This window comes from Blastomonas sp. AAP25 (genome assembly GCF_001295965.1).
GTDB classification, from domain to species: domain Bacteria; phylum Pseudomonadota; class Alphaproteobacteria; order Sphingomonadales; family Sphingomonadaceae; genus Blastomonas; species Blastomonas fulva.
Genome location: NZ_LJHP01000011.1, coordinates 69,529 through 84,363 on the forward strand (window position 1 = coordinate 69,529; position 14,835 = coordinate 84,363).

The 14,835-nt window shown below is 64.1% G+C and carries 16 protein-coding genes and 1 tRNA gene; 6 read left to right on the forward strand and 11 right to left on the reverse strand.

The window, feature by feature from the left end; translation table 11 throughout:
• Positions 1-7: 7 nt before the first annotated feature.
• The 4 genes from IP68_RS10525 to IP68_RS10540 form a co-directional block, all read right to left on the reverse strand.
• Entirely contained in the window at positions 8-556 is a 549-nt protein-coding gene (locus IP68_RS10525; RefSeq protein WP_054134945.1) for a VOC family protein, read from the reverse strand.
• Entirely contained in the window at positions 553-1,656 is a 1,104-nt protein-coding gene (gene hppD / locus IP68_RS10530) for a 4-hydroxyphenylpyruvate dioxygenase (protein WP_054134998.1), read from the reverse strand. The genes IP68_RS10525 and hppD overlap by 4 nt, the downstream gene beginning before the upstream one ends.
• A 164-nt stretch (positions 1,657-1,820) precedes the next feature.
• Positions 1,821-1,897, reverse strand: a tRNA-Arg gene (locus IP68_RS10535).
• Positions 1,898-1,962: 65 nt separating this feature from the next.
• Positions 1,963-2,394 carry a (deoxy)nucleoside triphosphate pyrophosphohydrolase gene (locus IP68_RS10540; RefSeq protein ID WP_054134946.1) on the reverse strand — a complete coding sequence of 144 codons (432 nt, stop codon included), beginning with the start codon at positions 2,392-2,394 and terminating at the stop codon, positions 1,963-1,965.
• Between the two features lie 88 nt (positions 2,395-2,482).
• Here IP68_RS10540 and IP68_RS19750 point away from each other — a divergent pair, with 88 nt between their 5' ends.
• Together IP68_RS19750 and IP68_RS10545 are read left to right on the forward strand one after the other, a co-directional pair.
• Complete coding sequence (locus IP68_RS19750) at positions 2,483-2,659, forward strand: Flp family type IVb pilin (RefSeq protein WP_082382286.1); 177 nt, start codon at positions 2,483-2,485, stop codon at positions 2,657-2,659.
• 131 nt (positions 2,660-2,790) lie between these two features.
• Complete coding sequence (locus tag IP68_RS10545) at positions 2,791-2,958, forward strand: Flp family type IVb pilin (protein WP_054134947.1); 168 nt, start codon at positions 2,791-2,793, stop codon at positions 2,956-2,958.
• A 68-nt stretch (positions 2,959-3,026) separates the two neighbouring features.
• Here IP68_RS10545 and IP68_RS10550 read toward each other — a convergent pair whose 3' ends face one another.
• The 5 genes from IP68_RS10550 to IP68_RS10570 all read right to left on the reverse strand — a co-directional run bounded on the left by IP68_RS10550 (position 3,027) and on the right by IP68_RS10570 (position 8,579).
• Positions 3,027-4,508 (reverse strand): M48 family metalloprotease, encoded by a 1,482-nt coding sequence (locus tag IP68_RS10550; protein ID WP_231683907.1) that lies wholly within the window; start codon positions 4,506-4,508, stop codon positions 3,027-3,029.
• Positions 4,509-4,638: 130 nt separating this feature from the next.
• Positions 4,639-5,586, reverse strand: a complete 948-nt coding sequence (locus tag IP68_RS10555; RefSeq protein ID WP_054135000.1) for an acetyl-CoA carboxylase carboxyltransferase subunit alpha — start codon at positions 5,584-5,586, stop codon at positions 4,639-4,641.
• A gap of 18 nt (positions 5,587-5,604) precedes the next feature.
• Positions 5,605-6,537 (reverse strand): tyrosine recombinase, encoded by a 933-nt coding sequence (locus tag IP68_RS10560; protein ID WP_054134948.1) that lies wholly within the window; start codon positions 6,535-6,537, stop codon positions 5,605-5,607.
• A gap of 3 nt (positions 6,538-6,540) precedes the next feature.
• The gene (locus tag IP68_RS10565) at positions 6,541-8,370 is read right to left on the reverse strand and encodes a hypothetical protein (protein WP_156318044.1); all 1,830 of its coding nucleotides are present in this window, start codon (positions 8,368-8,370) and stop codon (positions 6,541-6,543) included.
• Positions 8,371-8,375: 5 nt separating this feature from the next.
• Positions 8,376-8,579: a hypothetical protein gene (locus IP68_RS10570; protein ID WP_231683908.1), complete on the reverse strand. Its 204-nt coding sequence runs from the start codon at positions 8,577-8,579 to the stop codon at positions 8,376-8,378.
• Between the two features lie 120 nt (positions 8,580-8,699).
• On the opposite strand from IP68_RS10570, the gene IP68_RS10575 reads away from it, so the two are divergent.
• The 4 genes from IP68_RS10575 to IP68_RS10590 all read left to right on the forward strand — a co-directional run bounded on the left by IP68_RS10575 (position 8,700) and on the right by IP68_RS10590 (position 12,127).
• Positions 8,700-9,224, forward strand: a complete 525-nt coding sequence (locus IP68_RS10575) for a shikimate kinase (protein WP_054135001.1) — start codon at positions 8,700-8,702, stop codon at positions 9,222-9,224.
• Positions 9,212-10,324: a 3-dehydroquinate synthase gene (aroB, locus tag IP68_RS10580; protein WP_054134951.1), complete on the forward strand. Its 1,113-nt coding sequence runs from the start codon at positions 9,212-9,214 to the stop codon at positions 10,322-10,324. The genes IP68_RS10575 and aroB overlap by 13 nt, the downstream gene beginning before the upstream one ends.
• Before the next feature lie 148 nt (positions 10,325-10,472).
• Positions 10,473-11,165, forward strand: coding sequence for a hypothetical protein (locus IP68_RS10585; RefSeq protein WP_054134952.1), 693 nt, complete (start codon positions 10,473-10,475; stop codon positions 11,163-11,165).
• A gap of 119 nt (positions 11,166-11,284) precedes the next feature.
• Complete coding sequence (locus tag IP68_RS10590) at positions 11,285-12,127, forward strand: MoxR family ATPase (protein ID WP_054134953.1); 843 nt, start codon at positions 11,285-11,287, stop codon at positions 12,125-12,127.
• 84 nt (positions 12,128-12,211) lie between these two features.
• On the opposite strand, the gene IP68_RS10595 is transcribed toward IP68_RS10590, so the two are convergent.
• On the reverse strand, positions 12,212-13,192 hold the full coding sequence (locus IP68_RS10595; protein WP_156318046.1) for a hypothetical protein: 981 nt from the start codon (positions 13,190-13,192) through the stop codon (positions 12,212-12,214).
• 112 nt (positions 13,193-13,304) lie between these two features.
• Positions 13,305-14,705 carry a methyl-accepting chemotaxis protein gene (locus IP68_RS10600; RefSeq protein WP_054134955.1) on the reverse strand — a complete coding sequence of 467 codons (1,401 nt, stop codon included), beginning with the start codon at positions 14,703-14,705 and terminating at the stop codon, positions 13,305-13,307.
• Positions 14,706-14,835 lie beyond the last annotated feature (130 nt).

The following is a 14,835-nucleotide window of genomic DNA, read 5'->3' on the forward strand; positions in this document are numbered from 1 at the left end:
CAGACCCTTAGGCCGCATCGGGATCCTTGTGCAACCAGTCGGCATGCCGCGGAGCCTTTTTGGTGCGGCTCCACTCGTCGAGCATCAACGGGGCCACGCGCTTGAGCTCGGCATAATGCTCGGGCTTGCCGATATTACAGGCGAGCTCGACGCGGTGGCCATTGGGATCGAAGAAATAGATCGAGCGGAAAATGCCGTGGAAGGTCGGCCCCAGCACGTCGATGCCCAACCCCTCGATATGCGCCTTGGCGGCGTTCAGCGCGGCGAGATCGGCGACCTCGAACGCGATATGCTGTACCCATTCGGGGGTGTTCGCGTCGCGGCCCATTTCGGGCTGCTCGGGCAGTTCGAAGAACGCCAGCACGTTGCCGCCGCCGCAATCGAGGAAGACGTGCATGTACGGATCATAGGCACCGGTGGACGGCACATGATCTTCCGAGAACGCGCTGGTGTAGGTCATGCCCAGCACCTTCTCGTACCATTCCACCGTCTGCTTGGCGTCCTTGCAGCGATAAGCGACGTGGTGGATGCGCGAGAGTGAGAACGGTGCGGTCATTCCGCCGGTTCCTGAACCTTGAGCACGCCGCGGCGCAGTTGGTCCTCTTCCATCGACTTGAACAGAGCGGTGAAGTTGCCGTTGCCGAAGCCTTCGTCCTTCTTGCGCTGGATGAACTCGAAGAACACCGGGCCGATCACCGGCTGGCCGAATATCTGCAGCAGCAGCCGCGGATCGTTGTTCTCGGTCGATCCATCAAGCAGGATGCCGCGCATCTGCAGTTCTTCCACAGGCTCGCCATGGCCCGGCAAGCGCTCTTCAAGCGCTTCGTAATAGGTGCCCGGCGGCGGCGTCATCAGCGGCGCGCCCATCGCCTTGATGCGGTCGAGGCAGCCTATCAGGTCGTCGCAGATGAACGCTATGTGCTGGATGCCCTCCCCATTGTAGGCGCGCAGGAACTCGTCGATCTGGCCGCCGCCTTTCGCGCCTTCCTCGTTCAGCGGAATGCGGATCTTGCCATCGGGCGCGGTCATCGCGCGGCTGGTGAGCCCGGTATATTCGCCCTTGATGTCGAAGAAGCGGATTTCACGGAAGTTGAAGACGCGCTCGTAGAATTTCGCCCAATGGTCCATGCGGCCGCCATAGACATTGTGCGTGAGGTGATCGATCATCTTGAAGCCCGCGCCCACCGGATGGCGATCGACGCCGGGCAGATATTCGAAATCGATGTCGTAGATCGATAGCGCTTCGGGGTTTTCGAGGCTGGCATAGCGATCGACCAGATAGATCATCGCGCCACCGATGCCGCGGATCGCGGGCAGCCGCAGTTCCATCGGCCCCGTCCGGGTCTCGACCGGCTCTGCACCGCGATCCAGCGCCTCGCGATAGGCGATGCGCGCGTTCTGTACGCGAAAGCCCATGCCGCAGGCCGACGGGCCGTGTTCGGCAGCGAAATACGCAGCCGGGCTTGCCGGCTCATAGTTGGCAATCAGGTTGATATCACCCTGGCGCCACAAATGGACGTCCTTGGAGCGATGCTGCGCGATGCGGGTGAAGCCCATGGCGGTGAACACCGGCTCGAGCAGACCTTTTTGCGGTGCGCAGAACTCGATGAACTCGAACCCGTCCAGGCCCAGGGGGTTTTCGAAAAGGTCGGCCATGAGATCATCCTCCATGCGCGGTTGCTGTGCGCACAGGAATACCCTGCAGACAAAATGGTGTCAAATGAAACTATATTGACCCATCAGGACGACCATGTGCCCAAACAGAAAAAGGCGGGCAAGCTGCCCGCCTTTTCAGTCCACTTTCCCCTTCTTGGGGGGAATGGTGCGCCCGGAACGATTCGAACGTCCGACCCTCAGATTCGTAGTCTGATGCTCTATCCAGCTGAGCTACGGGCGCGTTGGAGTTGGCGACATAGTCAGCGGCCTGCGGGATGGCAACACCTTTTTGGGCCGCAGGTCGCTTTATTGCTCGCCACCCCGATGGCGCAGGGATTGTTCGATCGCGCCGAGCAGCGGAAGATCGGCCGGCGGCATATCCAGCGCCCGCAAATCGTCGGCGGTGACCCAGCGAATCGCGCTGGCATGCAGCGGCTCCGGCTCGCCTATCCAGCTATCGCAACGGTACAGCAGCAGGATAAGATGGCGCGTGCCCAGCGCATCGCTCGCAAAGGTCAGCGGTGTCAGGTCGACTACTGCTACCTGGATGCCCAGCTCCTCGCCCAGTTCGCGCGCCAACGCCGCCTCTGGCGTCTCTCCCGGCTCGATCTTGCCACCGGGAAACTCCCACAGCCCTGCCATCATCTTGCCGGGCGGGCGCTGCTGCACCAGCAGCCTGCCAGCTCCATCCACCAGCAATGCCGCCACCACGGGGAAGAGTGTCGGATTAATTTCCATCTCGCATGCCTGTTTTAACCTTTTGGAAACGGGATTTTGCAAATCTGCGGTTGGGGCAAGCGGGTCCCCGGCTAGTTTCGGAACCACCATGCGCCATTTCTTTGCTCAATTGGCCAAATCAAAACGCGGTGCAACCGCCATTGAATACGGCTTGATCGTGGCTCTGGTGGCTATCGCCTGCATGACCGCCATCAACTCCGTAGCCGGCAACACCATCAGCATGTGGGGCTACGTCAAAACCAATATCGTCCCCAAGGAAGAGTAAGGTGTCGGAATTTCAGACACCCCGATCAATCTTAGGAATATCGTAAGCATTTAGTTTTACTCCCGGTCTTGTCCAATCGGCATGCGTGAAGATGGGACGGGGAAGTGAAGACCTCGAACAGGAGACCTGACATGAAGACCATTCGCAACATTCTCGGCAACAAGAAGGGCGCCACCGCCATCGAATACGGCCTGATCGCCGCCCTGATCGCCGTTGCAGCCATCACCGCGATGAGCTCGCTGGGCACCAACCTTTCCAGCACCTTCAACACCGTCAGCACCAAGCTGACCACCGGCTAAGCCTTACGGCCACAGCCAAACGGAAAAGGGCGGCAGTGATGCCGCCCTTTTTTGTATGTTCGCCGCGCTCAATAGCTGACGATCTTGACCTTCTGCCCGGGGGTAAGGGTGGCGCCGGATGCCAGCCCGTTGAGCGCGATGAAGCGCTCAGCCCGCAGATCGTCATAGGCCATGCGCGCAGCCACGGACTGCACGGTGTCGCCACGCTGGACGGTCACCACCCGCAGCCGCCGCGGCCTGATGGCCGAGGCTTCGGCGCCGGAAAGCCGCTTCACCGACTGATACATCGGCGTGAACAGGTTGCTCTGCCCGGCAGGCGTGATCGCAACGAAATGATAGGCCCGGTTGTTGCTGAAGCTGTACGCGAAGATGGTCACATCGAGCGTCTGGCGATTGGCGGCGACGCGCGCGGTGGCATAGGCCGCGGGCAGGCCGTTGACCGAGGTCCGCTGGATCTGCCCGTAATTCAGCTGCTGTTCGCCACCCACTGCACGAAATGCCTGATCGACATAGCGCGTGAGGTCGCCCGAGAACTGGCCCATGGTGAACTGTGCCTGCGCCGACTGGCCGCTGATCGACACGGCGCTGGTGCCGTTCTGCATGGCGTAGCCTTGCGGGACAGAGAATTTCAGCCCCAGCTCGGGATGCAGGAACTCCCTGCCCTGCACCATGCCCTGCTTGGGATCATCACCATAGAGCAGCCCATCGAGCCGCGAGAGGAACACGTCGCGGTTGCGCTGGGTTCCGCTGAACCGGCTGGCGACAGTCGCTGCGCGCGTCACGCGGCGGGCGGGATCGGGGTGGGTGCTCGCCCATTCGGGCACAGAGCGGGCGTTGCCGCCCTGTGCGCGGGCATCGATCGCCTGCTGCGCCGCAAGCGAGCCCAGCATCGAGGAGAGCGCCCTGGGGTCATAGCCTGCGCTGCTGAGATAGCGCACGCCCAGATCGTCGGCCTCTTCTTCCTGCTTGCGCGAGTATTTCAGCGTCAGCAGCTGTGTCCCGGTGCCGAACACCTGCTGGCCAAGCTGGCCTGCCGCGCCATCGCCCAGCAGCACGGCCGCGCCGATCTGGCCGAGCAGGCCGATGATGCTGTTGCGCTGCGCCGCCTTTTGCCGCTTTTCGGAATGACGTGCGGCGACATGGCCGACTTCATGCCCCAGAACGCCGGCCAGCTCGGCCTCGTCGTTCATCAGCGCCAGCAGCTGCCGGGTGACATAGACATAGCCGCCGGGAATCGCGAAAGCGTTGTTGACCGGCGAGTTGAGCAGCGTGACGGTAAAGTCGTCGCGCGCGTTGCCAAGGCCCGATTGCACCGCGATGCCCTTGCCGACCTGAACGACATAGGAGGTCTGCGCCACCTGGTACGCACCGCCAAATTCTTCGAGCAGCTTGGGATGCACCTCTTCGCCCTGACGCTTTTCCGAAGCGGTGATCGACTGGGCCTGCGCAACCAGCGCCTCTGCCTTGGGCGCCAGTACGCCCGGTAGCAGCGCGGTCGTCCCCATAGCCACTGCAACCGTGAACGCAAAAACCTTCATCCGCCGTGCCATCGCACCCTCCTTGTCGGTCGTTTTGTCTGTGCCGATCGATCGCATGATGCCCTGTGCGGGCACCATGATCAAACGGGCTTGTCGCCACAACGACGCAGACCGCGTGCGGTTGCGCGAATTTACATCGAGATCAAAGTGCGCCGATTGCCAGGAAGCGGGCTTCGCGCGCCGCGCGCAGCTCGAGCGGGCTCAGCTTCTTGAGCGTTTCCAGTTCCTCGCGGACTGCCTTGGCCAGTTCCTGGATCGCCTGCGCCGAATCACGATGCGCGCCACCCACGGGTTCCTTGACGATCCGGTCGATGACGTTGAGCCGCTTGAGATCGGCTGCGGTGACCTGCATCGCTTCGGCAGCATCTGCCGCACGGTCTGCGGTCCGCCACAGGATAGAGGCGCAGCCTTCGGGCGAGATCACCGAATAGACCGCATGTTCGAACATCAGCACGCGCTCGGCCGAAGCAAGCGCCACCGCGCCGCCCGATCCGCCCTCGCCGACGATCGCAGAGACCATCGGCACGCCCAGCGAAAGGCAGCGCTCGGTCGAGCGGGCAATCGCCTCGGCCTGACCGCGCTCCTCGGCCTGCACGCCGGGAAACGCGCCCGAGGTGTCGACCAAGGTAACCACGGGAAGCCCGAACCGGTCTGCCAGGTCCATCAGGCGGATCGCCTTGCGATAGCCTTCGGGTTTGCCCATGCCGAAATTGTGGCGGATGCGGCTTTCGGTGGTGTCGCCCTTTTCGTGCCCGATGACCACCAGGCGTTGTTCGCCCATGCGCGCAAAGCCGCCCATGATTGCCTTGTCGTCGCCAAAGGCTCGGTCGCCTGCCAGCGGCAGGAACTCGTCGAACATCCCTGCGACATAATGCTTGAAATGCGGGCGCGCGGGATGCCGGGCAACGAGCGTCTTCTGCCAGGGGGTAAGCCCGGCATAAGTCGAGGCCAGCAGCTTGCGCGACTTGGCCGCGAGCCGCTCGATCTCGCTGTCGATATCGATCTCGCCGGTGTCGGCGGTTTCGCGCAATTCGGCGATGCGCGCATCAAGCGCGGCGATCGGCTTTTCGAATTCCAGATAGCTTGTCATGGTCATAGTCCTGCCCTGCTAGCCACGCCGCTGCCTGTCGGCAAGGTTCATCTGCGCAAGCGGGTGGCGACGATTGACCAGCTCGACCAGCCTTTTGCTGTCGACATGGGTGTAAATCTGGGTGGTCGCGATATCGGCATGGCCCAGAAAGGTCTGCAAGGTGCGCAGATCCGCGCCGCCTTCGAGCAGATGCGTGGCAAAGGCGTGGCGCAGCACATGCGGGCTCACCCGTGCCGGATCGATCCCCGCGCTGGCGGCGAAGTCCTTGATCAGCTGGAACAAGCGGATGCGGCTGATATGCCCGGTGCGCGAGGGGAACAGCCAGCGCGTCTCGACCGTGCTCACTGCCAGCCAGCACGCAAGCGCATCGCGCGCGCGGCCCGAGATCGGCACCAGCCGCTGCTTGTCGCCCTTGCCGGTGATTGCCAGCAACGGTCGCCCGATGCTGGCCGCCGCACGCGGCAGGCTGACCAACTCGCTGGCGCGCAAACCCGATCCATAGAGCAGCTCGATCAGCGCGAGCAGCCGCAGGTCCGATGGCCTTGCCTCTGGCGCCGCCGCGCGCTCTTCTGCCAGCGTGAACAGCCGGGCAATATCGTCGTGACTCAGGATCTTGGGCAGCGGTCTTTGCACTTTCGGGCGAGCAATCGCCGTGGATGCGTTGCCCGCACTGGCCTCCGCCAGCCCCTCATCCTGCAGAAAGGCGAAAAAGCCACGCAGCGCAGAGGATTTGCGCGCGACGGTGCTCGAGGCAAGATCGCGCCAGTGATGGTCCAGACGGGCCAACCCCGCCTCCCCCGCCTCCCCCGCCTGCACCAGCGCACCTGCCAGCACATCGGACGCCTGTTCGAGGTCGCGGCGATACGCGGCGAGCGTATTCGCGGCCGCGCCGCGCTCTGCGGCCATCATTTCCAGAAAGCGGTCGATCAGACGGGCGTCGTCGCCTGCCATCGGTCAGGCGCGGCTGACAGCTTCTGCAGCGATCATCCGGGCCTCTGCCTGACGCCCGGCGATGCGGAGCGCCGAAACGACGTGGAACAGCTGGCGCGGGGTCATCGCCGACCAGTCGTCGCCCTGCATGCCCATCGCGACCAGCAGCGTCACCAGCCCGTCATTGCCTTGCGATGCGGCGGCGCGGATCGCCCGGGTCCAGCGGGTTTCGCCGCCCAGCCGGATGCCCAGGTCCTCGGCCAGCGAATCGCGATCGGTGGTGCTGATCCGGTTGAGCCCAGCCAGGCCCGCAACCAGAAACGCGCTCTTGCGCGCGTTCGCGCTCTCGTCATTGTCGAAGAAGCTGCTGACTTCCGATGATCCCAGCGGCGAGCGCCCCGGCGAGGCGAGCGCGAGCACGGCCCAGCCCAGACTGCCTTCGGACACGATACCGGTCCAGCGCGCCGCACTGGTATCGAAGCCCGCCGACACCATCGAGACGATAAGGTCATCGGCAGCATCACCGACGTCTTCCGACGGAGCGACGCGCGCTGCCGCGTGGGCGGTCAGGACATGCGCAGAATAGCGTACGAACGCGTTTTCGGACCGGTTCCACAGCGCCTGCATCGCGCGCACCCGGTCATCGGGATCGGCAGCGACATAGGCGGTGCGCAGCAGCGCCATGCGATCGCGCAGCGCATCATCGGTGCCCGGATCATCAAATGTCGCGCCGTACAGATCGATCATGTCGCGGCTGGAAAGCACGCCCATCGCAGCGGCCATGTCTGCCGCCTGCACGCGAGAGGCCAGCGGCGCCATCGGCGCGCGCGCGCGCCACGCCTGATAGTTGCGGTCGGCACTGGCATACAGCGCCTCGGGAGGCTCGATCCCAGCGGTCAGCGCCAGCCCGAAACGCCAGCGGGTGAGCTGGTTCACGTCATCCCACTGCACCGTCACTGCGCGCCTGCCGTTGAGGCTTGCTCCGACGATCTTTTCTGCCAGCACCACATCGATCCGGTCCATGCCGCTCTGGCGGCGGGCGCGATCGATCTGTTCGCGCGCCGAGCTGCCCTCTCCGGAGAAGCCCGAGCAGATCGCGCGGATCAGCTGCCATTCCTTGCCCTTTGCGGTGTCACGGGCGAAGGGCAGCAGCGGGCACATGCCCAGCGGATCGGCGGCGGAAACATAGCTGGTCAGCGCCACATCGAGCAGGCGCGGGGTCGCGGCGGGCGGATCGATCGCCTGCACCATGCGCACCGCGCCATCGGCCGATCCGATGCGCAGCAGCAATGCCGCCCGTTCAGCAGCCCAGTTTGCGCCGTTGATCCCCTGCGGAGTGTTGAGTTCGCTCAGCAGCAGCTTCTGCAGGCCCAGCGAGGCCCAGCGCGACACGATACGCCCACCGGTGCGGCGCACCAGCGTCTGGGCATAGCGTCCGCCGATATTGCCGAGCGAGGACGCGGCAAAACCGCCATTGGCCTGGCTCAAGGGGCCGATGAGGTCCAGCGAACGGCGCGCGCTGGGTGGCAGCGCCTGGGTGAGCGCGAGCTGTTCTGCAAGCTGCTCCTGCAACGCAGCGAGTTCCTCGCTCAGCGCCTCGTCGCTTTCTTCCTGACCTGCCAGCGAAGGCAGGGGGACCAGCGGGGGCGGCGTGCCGGGGACGACGGGAGCTTGGGGTCCGGTGCGGCCGGGCTCGGGCAAGGGCGGCGGTTCGGACTGCGACGGCGCAGGCGCGGGATCGTTGAACCCGGGGGGCAGCAGCGACTCCGGTGCTTCGTTCTGTCCGATCACGGGAGCAGATACAAACGCCACCGCCATCAGGCTGGCACAGGCCAGCAGCATTCCCCGGCGCATCGCGATCAGCCCTCGGGCTGCGCCGTGGCGGCGTTGGACGCCGCTGCCGTTGGCAAGGCGATCTGCTTTTCGACGCGTGCGGTGGGAACCTCGCCACCGCGCGAATAGGCGAACGCCAGGAACGCGACAACCAGAACAGCCAGTGCAACCAGGATGAGCGGTCCCTTGGGCCGCCTGCGCTGCCGGTAATTCTGTCCCAAAATGGCCATGGCCGACATATGCTCCGTGAAGTGTCTAGAAAACTTGCGCCACCGCCTAGCCTATTTATAGGCTGCGCGGCAATGCTGCAGAACCGAAAATCAGACCCCGCGAAGCTTGCAGGCGCCATCATGCAATGGCTGGACCGGCCGTTGGTGCTGGTCGGGCTGATGGGTGTCGGCAAGTCCACCGTCGGCAAGAGGCTAGCCACCGATCTGGGTATCGACTTCGTCGATGCCGATGAGGAGATCGAAACCGCGGCGCAGATGACGATATCGGAAATCTTCGAGCGTTTCGGTGAGCCCTATTTCCGTGACGGCGAGCGCCGGGTGATCTCGCGGCTGATCGATGGCGTGCCGCGCGTTATCGCCACCGGGGGCGGCGCGTTCATGAACGACCAGACCCGCGCGCTGATCCTGCAGGGCGCGATCGCGATCTGGCTGGATGCCGACCTTGCTACGCTGGTCGAGCGCGTCAGCCGCCGCAACACCCGTCCGCTGCTCAAGAACGGCAATCCGGGCGAAGTCCTGGCCAAGCTCGCCGAGGTCCGCAACCCGGTCTATGCGCAGGCGCAGATCCATGTGCGGAGCAAGGATGGCCCGCACCACCGCACCGTTCTCACTATTCTGGAGGCACTTGCCCGATGGCACGGCTGAATATCGCGCTGGGCCAGCGCAGCTACGATATCGCCGTTGAGGCAGGGGCGCTGGACGACGTGGCAACGCATATCGCTCCCTGGGCAAAGCGCGGCCGCAGCCTGTGGGTCACCGACAGCACGGTGGCCCGGCACCACTGGCCCCGCATCGCCGCGCAGCTCGAGGCCGCAGGCATCGGAGCGGAACTGCATGTCGTACCCGCTGGCGAGGCAAGCAAGAGCTGGGCCGAGCTGGCGCGGCTGACCGACTGGCTGCTCGGCGCAGGGATCGAGCGAAGCGATACCATCTTCGCGCTGGGCGGCGGGATGATCGGCGATCTCACCGGCTTTGCCGCATCGATCGCCAAGCGCGGCTGCGACTTCGTGCAGGTGCCGACCACCCTGCTGGCACAGGTCGACAGCTCGGTCGGCGGCAAGACCGCGATCAACACCGCAGCGGGCAAGAACCTCGTCGGCGCGTTCCACCAGCCGCGATTCGTGCTGATCGATCCGCAGGTGCTCGCCACGCTGCCCCCGCGCGAAATGCGCGCAGGCTATGCCGAAGTAGTCAAATACGGCCTGATCGACGATGCGCCCTTCTTCGACTGGTGCGAGGCGCACGGCGCCGATGTGCTGGCAGGTGAACCGCAGGCGCTCGATCACGCCATCGTCACCAGCGTCGCCGCCAAGGCGCGGATCGTGGGCGAGGACGAGCGCGAGACGAAGGACCGCCGCGCGCTGCTCAATCTCGGGCACACCTTCGGCCATGCGCTGGAAGCCGATACCGGCTTTGGCGAGAGGCTGTTGCACGGCGAGGCGGTGGGTGTCGGAATGGTGCTGGCGCTGCGCTATTCGGCACGGCGCGGGCTGTGCGACCTTGCGGACGCAGAACGCGTCGCCGCGCATTTCGGCGCCTGCGCGATGCCCGTCACGCTGCACGATGCCGGCGTCACCGCCGATGGCGCGGCGCTGGTCGATCATATGCGGCATGACAAGAAGATGGCGGGCGGCACACTGCCCTTCCTGCTCGCGCGCGGGATCGGGCAGACGTTCGTGTGCCATGATGTCGATCTGGCCGATGTCGCGCAGTTTCTCGACGAACAGCATCGCCAGGCGCGATAAACCTGCGCCTGCGTAAACTTTCTCTTTAGGACGATACGCTAGGGTGCCGGTGTGGAGGCAGGTGCGACCCGCTTGCCTGCCACACCAATTGTGTCGCCGGACCTTCGGGCGGGGCAGATTGGGCCAAGCACTTTAGGGAAGCCGCCACGTGTCGTTTGTTCAGCCCGGAGCCTTTGACCGCGCCCAACCGGATGCCGCGCCACCGCGCTCGCTGGATGCGGCGCTGGCGCAGGGCACCAGCGCTGCGCACGGCTTTGTCGGCGTTTTGCTCGACAAGGCCAGCCCGGTGCGCGCAATCGACCTTGCCGATGCTGCGCATTATCTATGCCTGCTGCATGGCCGCTATCCCGGTCTGATCGACTATGCCGCGACCCGCACCGCAGACCCGCATATCGGCAAATGGCTGGCCCATGCATGCGAGGCATTCGTCGGCGAGCGCGCGCTGCTCACCCGGCTGACTGTTGCCGCAGGGCCGATCACAAGCACTCCCGGCCAGGACCGGTGCACCCCAGCGATCATCAACCTGCGCGGGGCGCTCAACGCGCTGTCGCAGTCCGACCGCCAGGGCTGTGCGATCGGCGCCGCCTTTGCGCTGGTGCTGGACTGGATCACTGTGCGCGAGGTGCTCGATCTCATCGGCGCGCGCACCGGGCTCGATGTCCGCCCCTCCTCGCTCCCTTCATCTGCCGACACACGCCAGCTCGCGGCCGAACTGAGCACCGACAGAATGATTGGACGCGCGATCGGCTTCGGCGCGTCGCAGATGCTCCAGCAGCACCGCCAGTTCTGGGATATGCTGGGCGAACGCGCAGAGCTTCGCCGCGCGCAGGACGGCATCTAGGCTTCCAAAACGCATGGCCTTACGGAAACGTAAAGCAGCAGCGCTCTGACCGCTTGCCAAGCTGGCTTCAGCCCCCTATCGCTTAACCAACCAGTTAACAGCGGCAGGAAGGCCATCCCATGCGCTTTGAAGGCACCAGCGAATATGTTGCAACCGACGATTTGAAGGTGGCGGTCAATGCCGCCGTCGCACTGCGTCGGCCCCTGCTGGTGAAGGGCGAGCCGGGCACCGGCAAGACCGTGCTGGCGCACCAGATCGCGCAGGCCGCCAAGGCGCCGCTGATCGAATGGAACATCAAGTCGACCACGAAGGCGCAGCAGGGCCTGTACGAATATGACGCCGTGGCGCGTCTGCGCGACGGCCAACTCGGCGACGAGCGCGTCCACGACATCGGCAACTACATCAAGAAGGGCAAGTTGTGGGAAGCGTTCACCGCACCCGAACTGCCCGTGCTGCTGATCGACGAGATCGACAAGGCCGATATCGAATTCCCCAACGATCTGTTGCAGGAACTCGATCGCATGGAATTCTACGTCTACGAAACCAAGGAGCTGGTGAAGGCCAAGGATCGCCCGATCGTGGTCATCACCTCGAACAACGAGAAGGAACTGCCCGACGCTTTCCTGCGCCGCTGCTTCTTCCACTATATCAAGTTCCCCGATCGCGAGACGATGCAGGCGATCATCGACGTCCACTTCCCCGGCATCCAGAAGATCCTGGTCCAGAAGGCGCTCGAAATCTTCTACGACGTGCGCGAAGTCCCCGGGCTCAAGAAGAAGCCTTCGACCAGCGAACTGCTCGACTGGCTGAAGCTGCTGCTGCACGAGGACATGCCGCTCGAAGTGCTTCAGTCGCGCGACCCCAGCAAGGCAATCCCGCCGCTGCACGGTGCGCTGCTCAAGAACGAGCAGGACGTGATGCTGTTCGAACGCCTCGCCTTCATGTCGCGCCGCAACAGCTGAGGGGGTGCGCCAGGCGGGTGATCCCGGCCTGGCCAGCAACGTACGCGTCAGGATCAGAGGCAGGCGGGCCCGCCCGCCAATAGGCTATTTCTTCAGTTGCATGCGGCAGCTGTCCTGCTGGTCCTCGCACTGCTGCGCAAAGCCCGCCAGCACCGCGCCGGGTACCCGCGATCGCAGGGCCCCGGCTTCCAGCGTGTATATGCCCTTAAGATACGCCTTGTCGAATTGGGTGAGTTCTGCAGGGGCGGCCTCGGGCCCCTGCGTGAACAGGCTGAGCACCGATGGAACTGCGACGCTGGCGAAGTCGATGTGCCGCCTGGGTGAGCCAAGCAGATGAACCGCTGCATAATCGGCCAACTGGCCGAGCGTCACGTTCTTGATCTGGGTGGAGTCATACAGCACGATCGACAAAGATTTGGGTCGGTAGAAATTTGAATCAATGCGGCTAGCCTTGATCGATGTCGCGATCACATAGCCTTCACCGTCGAGCGTGGCGCCATTGTTGTTGGACAGGGTGGAGAGGTTCCAGGCCACCGCAGGCTTGCGGGCGCGCAACTCGTCGCGCAAGTTCCGGGTCTGCACATCGCGCATTTCAGCTATTCCGACGATACCGCGCCTGCGCGTCAGCATCTTTTCGAACAGGCCGCGAGGATCGTCGACCACCACGACCAGCGCGTTGGCCCTGCAGTTCGGCTTGGCCGGGTCGAGCCCGACATCCAGAGCGGTTCGATTGATGCGGTCCGTTATAGTCACGCTGGCATCCGGAGCCATTCCGACCACCTTGACGCACAGCGGCTCGAAGAAGCGCGGGATCACATCGAACATCGGAATGGGCGCTATCAACTCGCGCAGATTTTCCTTGAGGACTTTCTTCGCGACCTCGCGCTGGCCGATCACCTCGATGCCGTCCCGGAAGAGATCGGGCGTCTCTTCCCCAGTCTGCTGCGCTGCGCCTGCTGCAGGCAAGCTTAAAAGGCTAAAAGCTGCAATAGCAGACCGGAATGTTCGACCACGCATGACTGTCTCTCGCCATCTTCGCCGTGTTGCTGAAGTATAGTGGCTCAAGAGGCAGGCATCACGCAAGTTGAATCGAGTGTGGCTGCTGTCGCCCTGACTGCTGGCAGCGCACTGCTGCAGCTCCCGCTTTTGCGCCCCCCCGGGCAGCTACCCAGCAACGTCAGCGAATATAGGCGAGCTCGAAATTGCCCCAGTAGCGGCCCCGGATCCACAACGGCACGAAGATGTTGCGCAGGATCCTGACCTCGCCCGGATGCGGCTCGAAGCGATAGACGGCGGCATAATAGGCATCGTTCTTGTGCTCGATCGCCTCGCTCGTGGTGCGGTCGAGCACGATCATCCGGTTGCGGCAGTGCGCGGCATCGTGCGTCCTGTCGCCGGTGGGCGCGTGCGAGCGCTCAGAAATGTGCGTCGGCAGATAGCCGTCCACATTCGACATCACCGCCCCGAAGGTGGTCTTGCCCGCGCCCCAGAAGCGATCGAGGATCGGGCGGATGTGCCTGTCGGCGAAGTCGTTGAAGTCGTTGTCATAGCGCACCAGCCCCAGCTCGCCGCGTGGTCGGTAGGTCCGGTCGAACAGCTGGGCTTCGGTCAACGTTCCGCTCACAAGCGCGGATTCGATGATGCTGCATATCTCGATTCCGGTGTCGGTTGCGGTCTCGACATAAGGATTGTCGCGATGCGACAGCCCGGTGTGGACGAGCTGGTTGAACATGACGTTGGAAATCGTCTCGAGCTCGGTGGTCTGGTGCAGCGCGTCTTCCAGCTGGTCGCCGCAGCCGGCAACATCGCCCATGAACACGAACAGGTTGTCGCAAAGCTCGCCGGTGTCCGAGCGGACGCCATTGCTCGATTCGGCGATGGCATCGGCCTTGCTCGCGACATCACGCACCATCTCGCCCGCCTGCTGGATGGCGGCATCGATCGTTTCGAAATGGCGTTGCGCGCTGCGGCTCTGCGCGACCCCGCGCTCGACCTGCGCCATGAAATGTCCCGCCTCGATGCCCAGGGAATGCATCGTGCCGGAAATCTTGTCGGTGGCCTGGCGCGTATCCTGTGCCAGCTTCTTCACCTCGGCAGCCACTACCGCAAAGGTCGCCCCGGCAGCGCCGGCGCGCTCGGCCTCGATCGCGGCATTGAGCGCGAGCATGTTGGTGGACCGGGCAATGGAATCGATGGTCTGGCTGGCGGTCACGACATCCGCCATCGCATTGGCGAAGCGCTTGACGTCCTCGCCCAGTCCCTGGATCAGCGCGATCAGATCGTGCAACTCCATCGCAGAGACCTGCATGGTCTGCGAGCTTTCCGCCAGATTGCTGTAGGCGGCCTGGCTTGTCCGGCGCGCGCTGGCTGTGGCGAGCACAACCTGCTCCTGCTCCTGCGCAAGGTTGCGCGCGATCTGCTCGAGATACGACCGCTTCTCGCCCAGCAGCGCCATGCGCTGGCGCACGGTTTCAACAATTCCGCCGACCTGGCTCGAGCAGATCACGGAATCGCCGCAGCTTTCGGCCATCTGCTGAATGGCATCGCTTTCAGGCTCGATGATGCGATGCTCCTGCATGACTGCCCCTTTGTCACGACAATCCGCAAACCCTAGCTGGCCGTGGTTAACGCCGGGTAAATCGCACGGCCCTGCCCTGTTGCCACTTGCCAGATTAAGCGGGTGTCGCCATCGTGAAGGGTGACGCAAA

Bases quoted from the DNA above. Each gene is read 5' to 3' on its own strand.
- IP68_RS10570 (WP_231683908.1), bottom strand. From the start codon at position 8,579: ATGGCCATTTTGGGACAGAATTACCGGCAGCGCAGGCGGCCCAAGGGA.
- aroB (WP_054134951.1), top strand. From the start codon at position 9,212: ATGGCACGGCTGAATATCGCGCTGGGCCAGCGCAGCTACGATATCGCC.
- IP68_RS10550 (WP_231683907.1), bottom strand. From the start codon at position 4,508: ATGGCACGGCGGATGAAGGTTTTTGCGTTCACGGTTGCAGTGGCTATG.
- IP68_RS19750 (WP_082382286.1), top strand. From the start codon at position 2,483: ATGCGCCATTTCTTTGCTCAATTGGCCAAATCAAAACGCGGTGCAACC.
- hppD (WP_054134998.1), bottom strand. From the start codon at position 1,656: ATGGCCGACCTTTTCGAAAACCCCCTGGGCCTGGACGGGTTCGAGTTC.
- IP68_RS10545 (WP_054134947.1), top strand. From the start codon at position 2,791: ATGAAGACCATTCGCAACATTCTCGGCAACAAGAAGGGCGCCACCGCC.
- IP68_RS10560 (WP_054134948.1), bottom strand. From the start codon at position 6,537: ATGGCAGGCGACGACGCCCGTCTGATCGACCGCTTTCTGGAAATGATG.
- IP68_RS10600 (WP_054134955.1), bottom strand. From the start codon at position 14,705: ATGCAGGAGCATCGCATCATCGAGCCTGAAAGCGATGCCATTCAGCAG.
- IP68_RS10590 (WP_054134953.1), top strand. From the start codon at position 11,285: ATGCGCTTTGAAGGCACCAGCGAATATGTTGCAACCGACGATTTGAAG.
- IP68_RS10565 (WP_156318044.1), bottom strand. From the start codon at position 8,370: ATGCGCCGGGGAATGCTGCTGGCCTGTGCCAGCCTGATGGCGGTGGCG.
- IP68_RS10555 (WP_054135000.1), bottom strand. From the start codon at position 5,586: ATGACAAGCTATCTGGAATTCGAAAAGCCGATCGCCGCGCTTGATGCG.
- IP68_RS10525 (WP_054134945.1), bottom strand. From the start codon at position 556: ATGACCGCACCGTTCTCACTCTCGCGCATCCACCACGTCGCTTATCGC.
- IP68_RS10575 (WP_054135001.1), top strand. From the start codon at position 8,700: ATGCAATGGCTGGACCGGCCGTTGGTGCTGGTCGGGCTGATGGGTGTC.
- IP68_RS10540 (WP_054134946.1), bottom strand. From the start codon at position 2,394: ATGGAAATTAATCCGACACTCTTCCCCGTGGTGGCGGCATTGCTGGTG.